Raw genomic sequence first — 15,698 nt, 5'->3', positions numbered from 1 at the left:
CCGGGCAAGCCGAACCTCGCTCCCCATGTCGAACGAGGAACAGCGCGCCGCTACCCACACACGCATTCTCCAGGCTGCTCGCGAGATTGTAGACACAGATGGTGAAGAAGCGGCCACTATGAAAGCCGTCGCTGAGTTTGCAGGGGTTTCACGTCAAACCCTGTACCTGCACTTTTCCGACCGAGCCGACATGATTGCGGCCCTAGCCGACCATATCGACGAAACGGCAGGGCTTGGCGGGTGGCTCGAAGCCATATCTGGTGAAAGCGATGGATATCAGCGCCTGCACCGGCTGGCGGAAATGCGGTTCGAGCGGGCCTGGGCGCTGAGGACCGTCGTCCGGGCAGTTGAGTCGGCCCGGCACAGAGATCAGGCTGCGGCAGAAGCTTGGCGCCAACGCTTTCGGCAGAACGTTAACGACTTGTCCAATCTGGTTGTCGACCGGTTACGTGCAGAGGGCCGTGTTCATGCCAGCTGGCAGACGCCTCAGGCAGCGTCTCTACTCGTAGTGTTGTTTTCCTTCAGGGCATGGGACGACCTTACCCACGACGCCAACTGGTCGCGTGAAGTGTACATCGAAACGCTTACGGCAGCGGCGGCTTCTATGCTCGCCGGCCCTAGCACAATGTCGGGAGATCTGACGAATGATTGAGCAAGAGAACATCTTGATTGTCGGTGGAGGCCCGGTTGGATTATCCGTCGCCTTGGATCTTGCTTGGCGCGGTACGAAATCCCTACTGATTGATCGCTTTGACGGAACTGTCGATCATCCTCGAGCGGGCGGCATGTCGGTGCGAACGATGGAGCACTGTCGGCGATGGGGTGTCGCTGATGAAGTCCGCGAGAGTGGCTTTAATGCGGATTTTCCACTGAATCAAAGGTTCTGCACCTCTGTGGACGGTTTCGAACTCGCTACGGCGCGCTACCCGTCTCTCGCTGAGGCGCCTCTTTCCGACAAGAGCCCCGAAAAGATGTGGCGGTGTCGACAAATGTGGTTCGACCCTATTCTGTCCAATGCAGCGCAACGTTCTGGAGCGGAGCTCCGATATTGCACGGAGTTGGTCAACTTCGAGCAGAGCGATGAAGGCGTCATCTGCACTTTGCGCGAAGTCGAAAGCGACAAGACCTACCAAGTTTCCACAAGATATCTCGTGGCCTGCGACGGTGGGCGCAGCACCATCCGGGAAAAACTCGGAATTGAAATGGATGGTGAATTCCTCGGTCGCTCGTTGAGTATTCTGTTCAAGGCCGATCTGCGCTCTGCCGGTGGCGGCGAACTTGCTGAAAGATTCATCATCATGACCCCGGATGGTCCTTTTGGGACCATCACTTCCATGAACGGCCATGACTTGTGGCGCCTGATCGTCCGCGAGGATCAGGAAGGTGACGTAGATCCCATGGTTCATGTGCGAAAAGCAATCGGTCAAGCCGATTGCGAGGTTGAAGTCTTGTCGATTATGCCTTGGCGTCGTTCGCAAATGCTTGCGAAGAGCTATAGGCATGGCAATGTTTTTCTCGCGGGCGATTCCGCTCATTTGATGGTGCCCACAGGTGGCTTTGGTGCCAACACCGGGATAGGTGACGGCGTTGATCTTGCGTGGAAACTGGATGCCACAATCAAGGGATGGGGCGGGACGAATTTGCTCGATTCATATGAAGTCGAGCGGCGACCGATAGCCGCACGCAATATGGCGGCGGCTCTGGTCAACTACAAATCCTGGAATCCCGGACAGGAGCTTGCTTTCGTCTGCGAAGGTTCTTCTCGGGGCGAGACGGCGCGTCGTATGATCGGGCATGAACTGGTGAAAGCGACGAGGGCTGAATGGGAATCTACAGGTGTTGCATTGGGGTACGATTATAGCGGCTCTCCACTTTGCATTGAGGATGGAACTCCGCCGCTGCCCGACGATCCGGCTGACTATGTAGCGTCGGCACGTCCAGGCCGTCGAGCACCACATGCCTGGCTTGAGGACGGCCGATCGAGCCTTGATCTTTTCGGCGATGGCTATGTGCTGCTTCGATTTAAAGAAAGCGAACAAGATGAACTCGTTTTGCAGGAAGCCGCCAAGAAGGGCGTCCCGCTGAAAATGCACGATATTAGAGATCCGCGGATGTCAGCCCTTTACGAGTCCCGGCTGGTGTTGGTTCGTCCGGATGGGCATGTCGCGTGGAGAGGCGAGGAAGTGAAACATCCCGCCTACGTGCTTGACGTGGTGACAGGCGCATGAGCGGCGTAATTTCCGACTCCGATCAAACGGAACTGAGAGACGAGCCTCCCTTTCCTCCCCTCGCTTATGCCATATTTGTTATCGCCGTATTGATGGTGATAACTTTTCAGGCTCAGCTTGACCGGCAACTGCCGGCTTTGCTGGTCGAGCCCATACGTAATGCTTTTGAGATCAGCGATACGCAAATCAGTTTCTTCCAGGGTGCAGCATTTGCCGTTTTCTACGCTGTCATGGGGCCCGTCTTCGGCGTCTTGGTGGACCATTCCAATCGTCGAAACCTCATACTCATAGGGCTCATTGTCTGGTCAGCCATGACGATGGCTTCCGGCTTTGCGCAGAATTACTGGCAATTGCTGATTAGCCGTATGGGGGTAGGTATCGGGGAAGCTGTTCTGGCTCCAGCCGCTTACTCCCTTATTGCAGACTATGTGGCGCCGCGAATGCGCGCGCGTGCGCTAAATGTCTACATGATTGCCGTAGCGGTAGGATCGGGCTCATCTTTGTTAATTGGTGGCTTCGTTGTTGGTGCAATTGCGAATGCGCCGACAATCGGCATTCCACTGGTGGGGAATTTCGCACCTTGGCAGGCGATTTTCTTACTGGTCGGGGCGCCGGGCTTCCTAACGGCCCTGCTACTGTTTTTCGTGAAAGAGCCAGCGAGGCATGAAGTTAAAAGTGAAGGCGCCAAGCGGCACCTGTTCGACTATTCCGCCTTCCTCAAATATCTCAGCGATCACAAACAGACATTTGCATGCCTTATGACAGCTCAGATCGCGGTCCAATTCGTCGGAAATGCCTTATATCCTTGGATTCCGACGTTTTTCAGCCGTGAATATGGTCTGGATATACCGACAGTGGGACTTATCCTCGGGCTGATCTTCATCGGCACCGCGGTTATGGGGTTCACATTCAGCGGTTTCATCAGCGACTATTGGGCAGCAAGGGGCGACAATAGCGCACGATTGAGACCGCTGCTTTACGCTGAGATGGCGATTATTCCGTTTCTCATTGCGTGGCCACTGGTTGGCAATGAAATACTGAGCTTCTTCTGCCTCGGTATGGTTATGTTGATTCATATCATTGCGATCGGCACGCTTCCAACAACGCTTCAGGAGATAGTGCCGAACCGAATGCGGGGCCAGTCGGTCACGTTAACGATGATGATAGCCACCCTGTTAGGTTATGGGCTTGGTCCCACGGCTACCGCGCTAATTACGGATTGGGTCTTTGGCGATGATGCGGCGCTGAAATATTCGCTCGTGCTTGCAACCGTGCCGGTTTCGCTGATCGCCTTGGGATGTGCCTGGCTTGGCATGAAGCCTTATGGCGAAACACGACGAGAATTGATGACCCGGGAGCTCAGTGGGAATTCGGGACGGATCGGTGATGATTGACAGTGTTCTGAAGGAAGGCGACGAGCTCTGGCGGCCTCGAAAAGGGTTCGCTCAGTCAACACAAATAGCCAAATTCATGAACTGGCTCGCGGCCAGACATGGATTGGAGTTTTCTGAGTATGAGGACCTTTGGGTGTGGTCTGTTGAAGAGGCGGACAGGTTCTGGCGGACAATCTGGGAGTATTTTGACGTCATCTCGGAGGGCAAATATTGCGGGGTCGTGACGCCGGGCGAGATGTTCAAGGCTCGATGGTTCGAAGGCTCGCTTACGAACTATGCTGAACACCTTCTGCGCCATGAAGTCGTCGCCGAGGCGAATGAGACCGCCTTGTGTCACGCTACCGAAATCCGACCGCTTGACCGATTGAGCTGGCAGCAGCTCGGCGCCGCTGTGCGAAAAGCCGCAACAGCCTTACGGCAGCTCGGTATAGGACCAGGCGACCGGGTCGTGTCCTATATGCCAAATGTGCCAGAAACAGTAATTGCCATGATGGCCACGACGGCGATCGGCGCTATCTGGTCCTCGGCCGCACCAGAGTTTGGCACACAGGCCGTTCTTGACCGGTTTGAGCAGATCAATCCTAAGCTGGCATTCTTTACAGACGGCTACACTTTCAATGGCAAGATTTTCGATCGCCGCTCCGAATCGAAGGAAATCGCTAAACGACTCCCGAACCTCAAGCACGCCATCACGCTTTCGTACATCGGCCTAGAGGCGGAAGATTTGCCGGTTCCTTCCCAATCTTTTGAGAGTTTGCTAGCGGGTACACCGATCGCCCGCGAGGATTTTAAGTATACGCGCGTTCCGCCGGACCACCCTCTATGGATTCTATTTTCATCTGGGACCACAGGCCTGCCGAAAGCCATTGTGCACGGTCATGCAGGCATGATCGTCGAGCATCTCAAGGTAATGAGCTTTCATTGCAATATGGGTCCGGGAAAACGTATGTTCTTTTACACTACGACGGGCTGGATGATGTGGAATTCAGTGGTGTCAGCGCTCATCACGGGTGCGTCTGCTGTTCTATATGACGGAAGTCCGGTTCACGATGGCCTGGGAACACTTTGGAGCCTTGCAGAACAAAGCCATTCAACTCTTTTTGGCGTAAGTCCGACGCTCGTTAGCAATATGAAAAAGGGCGGAATTGTTCCGGAAAGGGACTATGATCTTTCATCAATTGATACCGTCATGGTTGGTGGCGCGCCTTCGACACCTGAAACGTTTGAATGGATCTATGACAACGTATCGCGCGATCTCTGGGTGACGTCGCAATCAGGCGGGACGGAAATCTGTAGTTCCCTGTTCGCGGGAGTACCGATTAAACCTGTCCGAGCCGCCGAAATGCAAGGGAAAGCGCTTGGTCTGAATGTCCAAGTCTGGAATGAGTCGGGCGAACCGGTAACTGATCGGGTCGGCGAGTTAGTGGTGACGAACGCATTTCCATCCGCGCCCCTGTTTTTCTGGAACGACCGAGGCGACCAGCGTTACCGGGACGCCTATTTCAATCATTTTTCTGGAGTATGGCGACACGGCGATATCGCGAAGATAAACTGCCATGGTGGTGCTTACGTGTATGGAAGGTCGGACGCTACACTCAACCGCTATGGAGTCCGCGTTGGCACGGCCGAAATCTATAATATTGTCAATCGTATACCCGGCATCGAAGACAGTCTAGCCATTTGCTATGAGGTTGGGGAAGGCCGTGATTGGATGGTGCTTTTTGTAAAGCTTGCAGTCGGTCGCGACCTCGATGAGACGCTACGCGGCGAGATCATCAGACATCTGCGATCTGAAGCGAGTCCTCGCCATGCCCCGGACGCGGTGCATCGCGTGCCCGAAATTCCCTACACAACAACCGGAAAAAAAATGGAAGTGCCGGTAAAGCGACTGTTTTCTGGTGCTGACCCTGACACAGTGGCCAGCCCCGCTTCAATGACCAATCCAGGCTCCCTGGATTGGTTCAAAACCCTCGCTGCACAAGAAATTGAAGCGCTGAAGCCCATCTGAGAAAGGACTATCATGTTGACTGACAACCTGAATTTGGACGCTGAGAAATTGATAGACATCGATTTAGGCAGCGCAAAAACCAAAGCAAATATGCAACAACTTGCCGCCGGATGGGCGACCATGGACCCGTTTTATGTCCGGTCGGGAGGGCATGTCATCGTTATTTGCGGCCGGTATGCAGACGTTAATAGTGTTTACCAAGACACTGACAGGTTTTCTACGGAACTTCCAAAAGGTCCCGGATTTGAAGTTTTTGACAAATTCATGGGAGTACAGGTGTTAGCTCAGATGGATGGCGAAAAGCATATGCGCATTAGGCGGCTGATGGGCCCTGCATTCTCTCCGCGTGCAGCTGCGGCTCTGGAAGGTGGAATCGCCCAGTCTGTAGAGTTACTGCTCGATGAGATCCAGCGTGAGGGCCAAGAGTTCGATGCGGTGAAGCAGTATGCAAGTCATTTGATTGTCGAAACGCTTTTGACCGTCATGCTAAACCTGACGGAGGATCAGAAGCAGGTCTTTCTGCGTATGCATGATGCCATTCCGAAAGTGACATACGCCGATACGAACGAAGGATTCCCACAGGATTGCGTTGATGCATTCATCGAGGCGCAGTCTTTGATTAATGAAATGATCGCGGAACGGCGCCAACGCCCCAAAGAGGATCTAATTTCAAACCTGATACATGCGCGAGACGAATCCGGGAAACTTAGCGATCAGGAATTGTTTGACCAGATTTTTACCATATGTGCCGGTGCGCTTTCAGCCACGACTGTCTCTTTTACAAACACGCTTTACGCGCTTTATCTCCATCCTGAAGCTGTTGGGCAATTGAAGATGGACAAGTCCTTGATTCCATCAGCTATGGATGAGTGTCAGCGTTGGCAAACGGGTGGCTACTTAACGTTTCCTCGATTTGCTTTGCAAGATACGGTCATTGGAGGCACCCCCGTCTCAAAGGGAATGATCGTTAGGGTATGTCCGCAGGCCGCGCACTACGATCCAACAGTTTATCCTGACCCACTACGATTCGATATCCATCGAGGAGGGCGTAACATCGTGTTCGGTACGGGACCGCATCATTGCGTGGGGTTTCGGGTCGCCAGACTGGCAATCCGGATCGCCCTTGAGAGGCTGATTTCCCGATTCCCTGATGCGCGTTTGAAGGATACAGATATGGTGCCTACATATGGCGGCGCAGTCGGTGAGATGAAGATCAACTCCCTTCCGATGCTCATTCGCTGAGGGTCCCACAACACACAGCTTGACTAAACGTGTGCAGTAGAGATTGGCTCTGCCACAAGGGAATCCGTTCGAATTTTTACATGGATTTTTCACATAACCGGGAGATAGCCAACATGAAGGTTGGCACCAAAGCCAAGGAAATTTCTAACTCTTTAGTTCATCGCAACCCCGCTTAGAAACTTATCCCTAAATCCCGTAGTTACTGAACTGGAAATGACGTGCAAACTGACGAAATAGTTACTAGTGGTCCCGTACTTGTTACTGGCGCCGGAAAAGGGCTAGGTGCTGCTACCGCAAGGGCATTGGCAAAAGGCGGGGTTGAGCCACTACTGCTAGGACGTTCTTGCGCTAATCTCGCCAGCACTCGCGCCGATATCGAACCTATTTGGGGACGTCAGGTCCGCACCATAGTTGCAGATGTCGCCAATTGGGATGCTCTGCGGGTCAATATCGTCCAGGCGCTGCTGCCCGGCGAGCGTCTCGGCGGTGTAATCAATAATGCTGGTGTTATTGAACCCATTGATAAAGTTCAAGACAGCGACCCCGCCTGCTGGGCTGATTGCATCCAGATAAATTTGATCGGCGCCTACCACGTGCTGCGAGTGAGCCTTCCGCATCTATCGTCAGGGGGCATTATAATCAACGTATCTTCTGGCGCTGCAGTTGCTGAATTGCAAGGCTGGAGCGCCTATGCGGCGAGCAAGGCAGGATTAGAGCGTCTCAGCATGACCTTGGCAAGTGAGAGGCCGGATCTCATCGTTCTCGCGGTGCGGCCGGGAATGATGGATACAGATATGCAAGCTATAATCCGAAACGCGCGAGTTGATAATATGGTTCGGCAAGTACCAAGAGAGGACATGCAGCTCGTGGACGAGCCCGCGAAGGCTATAGCAAATTTCTTTACTCATAAGGCTGTTGCAGACAAAATGCGATTTGAAGGTGTGATACGACTTCACTGAGTATTTTATCATAGTAACTTCTGTAATCGAGAAGGCAGTTTTGGGAGGTACTCATCTTCCTGCATGTAGCGCTTTGTAGATAATTCCCTGAGCCTTTTCAGGCGCACCTGGCGATTAGACATATTCACAATTCAAAGCGACAATAGGCGTCTGGCTTGCTTGAGATGCGGTGCGTCGATCATCATCCCGTCGAGTTGCAATGCACCAGCATCAGGATCTGCAGCGAATGCGGCAACGATTTTCCGGGCATGTGCAATCTCGTCGGCGGAAGGCGTAAAGGCGTCATTGATCACGGTTATCTGCGCCGGGTGGATGGCCATCATCCCGCTGAAACCGTCGCGTCGTCCACGCGATGCATAGGCTGCCAAAGCGTCCAGGTTCCGGATGTCTGGAAATACGGTTTCAATTGCCGGCACCTCAGCAGCATGTGCGCCGAACAGGGTCAGGCTGCGAACCAGTTCATAGGGTGGGGTATAGGTTCCGTTGTCTTCCCGCGAGCTTGAAGCGCCAATGGCGACCGGCAGATCTTCGGCCCCCCAAGTCAACCCTGCAAGGGTTGACGCAGAGTTTGCATACGAGCTCAGGCCAAACACCGCTTTCGGGGTTTCTGTTGTAACGGGCAGGATCTTCAAATCGGGTCTCCCCGATTGCGAGCTCAGCATCTGAACATCGCTTCCAGACTCGCACTTGGGAAGAACAAGGCCGGTGATCCGTGAGTCTGTGATCGCTTGAAGATCTTCTTCCAGAAGACGAGATGTCAGCGGATTGACGCGCACAAAGACGGGCAAACCCTGCTCAATTGAGGTGAATTCGGAAATTGCCTGTCGGGCGTGGGTCTTGCGGCCGAGACTGACTGAATCCTCTAAATCCAGGATCAGCGCATCAGCCCCACTCGCAATGGCTTTGGAGAACCGGTCCGGCCGGTCACCAGGAACAAAGAGAAGGGAGCGCATTATCAAACTGGCCTTTTTAGGATGAGCGCCATGCGCAGGCTTTCGCAAACAAGCTTGTCGCGCTGATTGAACATCTTGTGACCAAAAGTAATGATCCCGGCATCGGGACGGGATTTGCTTTCGCGTAGTGCGATAATTTCAGTCCGGGCACGAAGTGTGTCGCCGATGAAAACCGGCGCTGGCATTACCAGCTTGTCGTAGCCGAGATTGGCCACGAGCGTGCCGAGTGTCGTTTCGCCGACGGACACGCCCACCATCAGACCGAAGGTGAATATGCCATTCACGACAATCTGTCCGAACTCGGTCGTCTCTGCATAAGCCCGGCTGAGATGCAAGGGCTGCGGATTATGGGTCATTGTGCATATGGTCAGATTGTCGGCCTCGGTTACAGTCCGTTCGAGGTCATGAACGATCGTGTCACCGATCGTCCAGTCATCATAATATCGGCCGGCCATCACGTTTCCCCTTCCAACTGAACGATCTTCATCAGCAGCTTACCTTCGATCACTTGGTCCTCTTCCGTTGTCGAGAGCTCCCGGACTTCACCATCAAATGGCGCGCGAAGAACATGCTCCATCTTCATGGCTTCGACGGTTGCCAGTGCTTGGCCGGCCTTGACGATGTCACCGTCCCTGACGGCGACGGAAATGATACGTCCCGGCATGGGTGAAATGATGCTGCCATCGGATGAGCTGGCTCCGTCGATACCGGTACCATGTCGAGAAAGCGACACTTCAAATGGCCAGCCGTGTTCAATCAGCAGAACATTGTCGTCTATTGGCAAGAGGGTGGTTGGCTTCCCTTCGACTCTCTGCAATGTGGCGGTTCGGATTTCTCCATCGACTGCAATCTGAGTTTCAAGGTCGACGGGTCCATTGACACGGAATCCGGTCAAACGGTCCCAGGCGCCCGAAACAGGACTAAAGCGATCATATGCCCATCGCGCTTCACCCAGCGTTTTCGTTGCCGCCGCAAGGCCTTCAACTGAAGGCTCGGGACGACCGACCAAACGATCCAAGTGCTCACCGATATAGCCGGTGGTCGCGCTACCAGCTGCGAAGGTTTCGTCGCGCAAGAGCCGGGCCAGAAACCCTGCATTATTGTGTACTGGATATGTAGCCACGCCGTCACAAGCCTCGGCGAGTGCCGTGCGGGCCTTGTCCCGGGTGTCACCGGTGCAGATCAATTTCGCGATCATCGGGTCGTAGAAAGGAGAAACCGCACCGCCCTCGCTGACGCCGCTCTCGATCCGTGCTGATCTGTGCGGAAGTGATAACACGCGCAGCGGACCGGTTGAAGGAAGAAAGCCTGTGACCGGGTTTTCCGCGTAAAGGCGCGCTTCCATCGACCAGCCTTTGATCTGGAGGTCCGATTGAGCGAGCGGGATAGGCTCACCGGATGCAACGCGCAGCTGCCATTCGACGAGGTCCACCCCCGTTATCTCTTCAGTTACGGGATGTTCCACCTGCAGGCGCGTATTCATTTCCATGAACCAGATCCGGTCAGCACTCAGCGATGCGGAGCCGTCGGCGATGAACTCGACCGTACCTGCTCCGACATAGTTGACCGCGCGGGCAGCGTTCACGGCCGCTATGCAGACGGCCTCACGCGTCTCTTCATCCATGCCAGGGGCGGGAGCTTCTTCAATGACTTTTTGGTGCCGGCGCTGAAGCGTGCAGTCGCGTTCAAACAGGTGAACTATATTGCCGTGAGTGTCTCCGAACACCTGGACTTCGATGTGGCGCGGATTGGTGATCCACTTTTCGAGGAGCACGGTCTGGTCGCCAAAGGATGCCGTGGCTTCGCGCTGGCAGGACGCAAGAGCCTCTTCAAAGTCCTCGGCACGATCGACCTTGCGCATGCCCTTGCCGCCGCCGCCTGCAACAGCCTTGATCAGAACGGGATACCCAATCCGGGCAGCCTGCTGTTTCAGGTGTTTGGGAGACTGGTCGTCGCCGATATAGCCTGGAGTAGTTGGAACGCCAGCGTCCTGCATGAGCTTCTTGGCAGCATCCTTCAGGCCCATGGCGCGAATACTGTCCGGGTGGGGGCCGACCCAAACGAGTCCGGCCTCTATGACCCGGGCTGCAAAATCGGCGTTCTCCGATAGAAATCCGTACCCCGGATGAATCGCCTCCGCACCTGTCTGCTGCGCAGCCGCAATCACGCGGTCTCCAACAAGATAACTATCTGCGGCCGGGGAGGGGCCGATATGAACGGCCTCATCTGCCAGATTCACATGAAGAGCGCTCGCGTCTGCATCTGAATAGACTGCGATGGTTCGAATGCCGAGACGTCGAGCCGTGCGAATGACGCGGCAGGCAATCTCACCACGGTTGGCAATAAGAAGTGATTTGATCATGACATTACATCCTGAACACGCCGAATTGTGCCCGTTCGGGAATTGGAGCGTTCAAAGTTGCGGAAAATGCGAGGCCGAGAACATCACGGGTCTGAGCAGGATCAATGATGCCGTCATCCCAGAGTCTGGCGCTTGCATACCAGGGATTGCCTTCGGTTTCGTACTTATCCCGAATCGGGGCTTTGAACGCTTCGGCGTCTTCGGGTGTCCAAGTATCGGCTTCTCTGTGGACCGTGGCGAGGACGCTGGCTGCCTGTTCCCCACCCATTACCGAGATCCGGCTATTTGGCCAGGTGAAGAGGAACCTTGGCTGGTATGCCCGCCCGCACATGCCATAATTTCCAGCGCCGAAACTTCCGCCAATCAGCACGGTGACTTTGGGCACCTGCGCGGTCGCGACGGCGGTCACGAGTTTCGCGCCGTGTTTAGCTATGCCTTCGGCTTCATACTTTCCGCCAACCATGAACCCGGAAATGTTCTGCAGAAAAAGTAGGGGTATGCGGCGCTGGCACGCGAGTTCGATAAAATGAGCGCCCTTCTGCGCGCTTTCAGAATAGAGGACGCCATTGTTTGCCAGTATCGCCACCGGTATCCCCCAGATGCGTGCAAATCCGCAGACGAGCGTAGTTCCGTAGAGTGATTTGAATTCGTGAAATTGCGAGCCGTCCACCAGCCGGGCAATAATCTCCCGAACATCGAACGGCGTCCGAAGGTCGGGTGGGAGGACGCCATATATTTCTTCCGGTGCATAAAGGGGAGGTCGGGCCGGTTGAAGATTGATGTCCGCCTTCCGGTTCCGGGGCAGGGTTGCCACAATGTCTCGAACGATGGTGAGGGCGTGTTCATCATTTTCTGCCAGATGGTCAGTCACGCCCGACTTGCGGCTATGGATATCTCCGCCGCCTAGCTCCTCGGCAGAAATCACCTCGCCGGTTGCAGCTTTGACCAGAGGGGGGCCGGCCAGGAAAATCGTGCCTTGTTCGCGAACAATTATGGATTCATCGGACATGGCTGGCACATAGGCACCGCCTGCCGTGCAGCTTCCCATGACACAGGCAATCTGCGGTATGCCGCGCGCCGACATGTTGGCTTGATTGTAGAAGATGCGACCGAAATGATCCCTGTCGGGGAAAACTTCGTCCTGGTGGGGCAGATTTGCGCCGCCAGAGTCGACGAGGTAGATGCAGGGCAGATTGTTCTCGAGCGCCACCTCCTGTGCCCGGAGGTGCTTTTTGACAGTGAGCGGATAGTACGTGCCACCTTTGACGGTGGCGTCATTGGCGATGATCATCACCGACCGACCGGAAACCTGGCCGATGCCGGTAATCAGTCCCGCACCGGCAATTTCTTGTCCATACATGCCGGAGGCGGCCAGTTGCGAAAGTTCGAGGAACGGACTCGCCGGATCGAGCAAGTGCCGAACACGATCCCGAGGCAGAAGCTTCCCACGTGAAGTGTGTCGCTCGCGCGCACGCTCATTTCCGCCGAGTGCCGTGCGGGCGACGTCCTCGTGAAGTCGCTGGCAAAGCGCGCGATTGTTCCGGTCATTGTGGGCGAAGCCGGGATCGGCCGCGCTCAGCTGACTCTTCATCGTGGGACCGCTCATCCTTTCATGAGCTCCCGGCCAATGAGGAAGCGGCGGATCTCGTTCGTTCCTGCGCCAATGTCATACAGCTTTGCATCCCGGGCAAATCGCTCGACGGGCCATTCCTTTGTGTAGCCTGCGCCGCCTAGCGCTTGAATGGCCTCCATCGAGGTCCGTACTGCGCTCTCGCTCGCCATCAGAATGGCTCCGGCCGCGTCGAATCGGGTGGTTCGGCCTTCGTCACAGGCTTGGGCGACGGCGTAGACATAAGCCCTTGCGGAGTTGAGTGCGACATACATGTCGGCAAGTTTGGCCTGCATGAGCTGAAAATTTCCGATGGGCTGGCCGAATTGTTTTCGTTCGCGGGCATAGGGAAGGACCGTATCAATGCAGGCCTGCATGATGCCGATCGGTCCGCCGGACAGCACTGTGCGCTCATAGTCGAGGCCGCTCATCAAGATCGCCGCGCCTTGGCCGATGTCGCCCATGACATTCGCGTCGGGGACAAAACAGTCCTGGAAGACCAGTTCTCCGGTGTAGGATCCCCGCATCCCCATCTTGTCGAGTTTTCTGGCAACGGAAAATCCGTCAAATTCCTTCTCAACAAGAAACGTCGTCAGCCCCTTTGAAGCCGCCGACGGATCGGTTTTGGCGTAGATTACCACCGTATCGGCGATGGGGCCGTTGGTTATCCAGAATTTGCTGCCGTTCAGAACAAACCCACCATCAGCTTTTTCGGCTTTTAGCGTCATGCTCATGACATCAGAGCCGGCCCCCACTTCCGACATTGCAAGCGCGCCGACATGTTCGCCACTTACCAGCCTTGGCAGGTAGCGGGTTTTCTGGTCCGCACTGGCCCAGCGCCGGATCTGGTTGATGCAAAGGTTGGAATGAGCGCCATAGGAGAGGCCAATGGAGGCGGACGCCCTGGATATCTCTTCCATGGCTACGACATGATGCAGGTAGCCAAGTCCAAGTCCGCCGTCAGCTTCTTCAACGGTTATCCCGTGCAGGCCGAGTTCGCCCATTTCCGCCCAGATCCACCGTGGGCACTCGTCGGTCTGGTCAAGTTCCGGGGCAATCGGTGCCAGTCGGTCTTGGGCAAACCGCGCGCAGGTTTCGCGGATCATGTCCGCCGTTTCGCCTAGGGAAAAATCAAAAAGAGTCATGTGTCTGTTCCCTTCCATAACTTGTGCTAGGGGCTAGCAAATTTAAATAAATAGAGAAAATTGAATTAAATGGCTCAACTGTATAAGTGTACTCTATGATTGATCGGTATCTCGTTCGTTATTTCCTCGCCGTCGTGGACAGTGGCAACTTCACCCGCGCAGCGCAGCGGATGCATGTCGCCCAGCCGACCCTGTCTATTGGTATTGCCAAGCTTGAAGAACTTGTTGGGGCGAGCCTGTTCGACCGAAACAATAAGCGTGTAAACCTGACTGATGCGGGCGCGCGCTTCCTGCCCTTTGCGCGACGGATCGAAAGTGAATTCAATCGATCTCTAGCCGCTATCCAGGATGTACAGCCATCAAGGATCCTGAAGCTCGGAATCCTCAACACAATCTCTTCGGCGTTGGTCCGGTCCGCCATCGCGCAGATGCTGTCTGCCGACCCGACGCAACGAATAGAAGTCGTCGACGGTACAGAACGTGAGCTCGTGAATGGTATTGGGCGCGGCCGGATTAATGCGGCGTTGACGCTTGTGGGGAGGGGAGAGGCACGATTTGGAGAAGAAATTCTTTTTGAAGAGGGTTATGTCGCCGCCTTGCCTCGCAGTCACCCAGAGGCAGGCAAGAGCGACCTAAAGGCCGAAGCGCTAGCGGGCAGCGTCATGATTGTCCGCCGACAATGCGAAGCGCTGTCCGAGACCAGCCGGTACTTTACAGAGCGCGGTGTACGGCCATTTTTCGCCTACAGGTCCTCTCAGGACGATCGGGTGATGGCCATGGTTGCGGCCGGACTCGGAATGACTGTTGTCCCGGAGTCTCATGTGTGCCGCGGCGTTTGGCAGTCCCGATTGACCGGGTTCGACCTGACGCGGAAAATTGGTTTGATGTTTTCGCCGGATGTAAACCGGACCGCAGTCGACGGTTCGCCCGCGTTTCAGAAATTCAGGGAAGTTGTCAGTCGACGAAATTAAGGCATAGGTTGACGCACGGATCTTGTCCTCAGGCAGCTTTTTCAGCCGCAGACACGATCATGTTCAGGTTCTGGCGACAAAGTCGAAACTCCAACATAATTCCGAGGGGAGGAATATTTTCAACACGCTAACCTTTGGCATTATTGGAAGTGCAATCTTCTCGTTTTAGGCATACGACCTCACGATTTTAACCAGGCGACAGATCAGACTAGTTCTCGAGAATCGATGCGTTTGCTTGAGGGATATCCCAGATATCAAACATGTTGCGGGAATGCACCAAGACCTTGTAAAGTTATCATGTTGAATAGCCTGCATGATGGAAAACTCAGTCGAATTTTTCTTCGGGCCCGCTGACGGTAAAAATTATCCACAACATATTGTGATCCGCAGTATTTGCTGCTGGATGCACCGCTTGTTCATCATCGAGTGGGTCAATGATGACTCATGGGCCGAAATGGATTAGCTACAGCCGTGGCGCGGATCGGCCGGGTCGAACTCAGAAAGCAGGAAAGGAGTGCACCACAGTTTGCACTACAATTTGCAGACTTTTTGCACTACAGGCGAAAAATTCGACGCTTTAACACGTTGAATTCAATAAGTTTCAAGGTCATGGGTGAGGCGCGTCACTCGCGGTTCGGAATCCATTGTCGGCTCTTGGCGAAAGGGCAACCTGGTTTCGCTGCGTACGAGCTTCAATTCATAAATAAATTGGACCCCAGACCCTTTTGTTTAGTACGGATTGTGCCATTCCGGTGATTAAGAGACCTGCTTCCTCATTCTATAAAACATCGTAAAATCAATATCTTGCACCTGTGTCGAGAGTATTT

The 15,698-nt window shown here is 54.7% G+C and carries 12 protein-coding genes; 7 read left to right on the top strand and 5 right to left on the bottom strand.

Going from position 1 to position 15,698, the window contains the following annotated elements; translation table 11 throughout:
* The first annotated feature begins 25 nt into the window (after positions 1 to 25).
* The 6 genes from Q1K29_RS12985 (at position 26) to Q1K29_RS12960 (ending at position 7,831) form a co-directional block, all read left to right on the top strand.
* Entirely contained in the window at positions 26 to 652 is a 627-nt protein-coding gene (locus tag Q1K29_RS12985; RefSeq protein WP_300395478.1) for a TetR/AcrR family transcriptional regulator, read from the top strand.
* Positions 645 to 2,228, top strand: coding sequence for an FAD-dependent monooxygenase (locus Q1K29_RS12980; protein WP_300395476.1), 1,584 nt, complete (start codon positions 645 to 647; stop codon positions 2,226 to 2,228). The genes Q1K29_RS12985 and Q1K29_RS12980 overlap by 8 nt, the downstream gene beginning before the upstream one ends.
* Positions 2,225 to 3,622: an MFS transporter gene (locus Q1K29_RS12975; protein ID WP_300395475.1), complete on the top strand. Its 1,398-nt coding sequence runs from the start codon at positions 2,225 to 2,227 to the stop codon at positions 3,620 to 3,622. Before Q1K29_RS12980 ends, Q1K29_RS12975 begins: the two co-directional genes overlap by 4 nt.
* Positions 3,615 to 5,630, top strand: coding sequence for an acetoacetate--CoA ligase (locus Q1K29_RS12970; protein WP_300395473.1), 2,016 nt, complete (start codon positions 3,615 to 3,617; stop codon positions 5,628 to 5,630). The genes Q1K29_RS12975 and Q1K29_RS12970 overlap by 8 nt, the downstream gene beginning before the upstream one ends.
* A gap of 12 nt (positions 5,631 to 5,642) precedes the next feature.
* Positions 5,643 to 6,872 carry a cytochrome P450 gene (locus Q1K29_RS12965; RefSeq protein ID WP_300395471.1) on the top strand — a complete coding sequence of 410 codons (1,230 nt, stop codon included), beginning with the start codon at positions 5,643 to 5,645 and terminating at the stop codon, positions 6,870 to 6,872.
* A gap of 218 nt (positions 6,873 to 7,090) precedes the next feature.
* Positions 7,091 to 7,831, top strand: coding sequence for an SDR family NAD(P)-dependent oxidoreductase (locus Q1K29_RS12960; protein WP_300395469.1), 741 nt, complete (start codon positions 7,091 to 7,093; stop codon positions 7,829 to 7,831).
* 131 nt (positions 7,832 to 7,962) lie between these two features.
* On the opposite strand, the gene Q1K29_RS12955 is transcribed toward Q1K29_RS12960, so the two are convergent.
* From Q1K29_RS12955 to Q1K29_RS12935, 5 genes are read right to left on the bottom strand one after another with little or no spacing between them, the layout of a single operon-like run.
* Positions 7,963 to 8,790, bottom strand: coding sequence for a CoA ester lyase (locus Q1K29_RS12955; protein ID WP_366524208.1), 828 nt, complete (start codon positions 8,788 to 8,790; stop codon positions 7,963 to 7,965).
* Positions 8,787 to 9,239 (bottom strand): MaoC family dehydratase, encoded by a 453-nt coding sequence (locus Q1K29_RS12950; RefSeq protein ID WP_300395465.1) that lies wholly within the window; start codon positions 9,237 to 9,239, stop codon positions 8,787 to 8,789. Before Q1K29_RS12950 ends, Q1K29_RS12955 begins: the two co-directional genes overlap by 4 nt.
* Positions 9,239 to 11,146, bottom strand: coding sequence for an acetyl/propionyl/methylcrotonyl-CoA carboxylase subunit alpha (locus Q1K29_RS12945; RefSeq protein WP_300395463.1), 1,908 nt, complete (start codon positions 11,144 to 11,146; stop codon positions 9,239 to 9,241). The genes Q1K29_RS12950 and Q1K29_RS12945 overlap by 1 nt, the downstream gene beginning before the upstream one ends.
* A gap of 4 nt (positions 11,147 to 11,150) precedes the next feature.
* Positions 11,151 to 12,752, bottom strand: coding sequence for a carboxyl transferase domain-containing protein (locus tag Q1K29_RS12940; protein WP_366524207.1), 1,602 nt, complete (start codon positions 12,750 to 12,752; stop codon positions 11,151 to 11,153).
* Positions 12,749 to 13,900 carry an acyl-CoA dehydrogenase family protein gene (locus Q1K29_RS12935; RefSeq protein WP_300395459.1) on the bottom strand — a complete coding sequence of 384 codons (1,152 nt, stop codon included), beginning with the start codon at positions 13,898 to 13,900 and terminating at the stop codon, positions 12,749 to 12,751. The genes Q1K29_RS12940 and Q1K29_RS12935 overlap by 4 nt, the downstream gene beginning before the upstream one ends.
* 95 nt (positions 13,901 to 13,995) lie before the next feature.
* Between Q1K29_RS12935 and Q1K29_RS12930 the strand changes: the two genes are divergently transcribed.
* Positions 13,996 to 14,871 carry a LysR family transcriptional regulator gene (locus Q1K29_RS12930; protein ID WP_300395457.1) on the top strand — a complete coding sequence of 292 codons (876 nt, stop codon included), beginning with the start codon at positions 13,996 to 13,998 and terminating at the stop codon, positions 14,869 to 14,871.
* Positions 14,872 to 15,698: the final 827 nt, after the last annotated feature.

This window comes from Henriciella sp., assembly GCF_029937755.1.
Taxonomy (GTDB): domain Bacteria; phylum Pseudomonadota; class Alphaproteobacteria; order Caulobacterales; family Hyphomonadaceae; genus Henriciella.
This window is presented reverse-complemented; position numbering and strand designations above follow the sequence as displayed.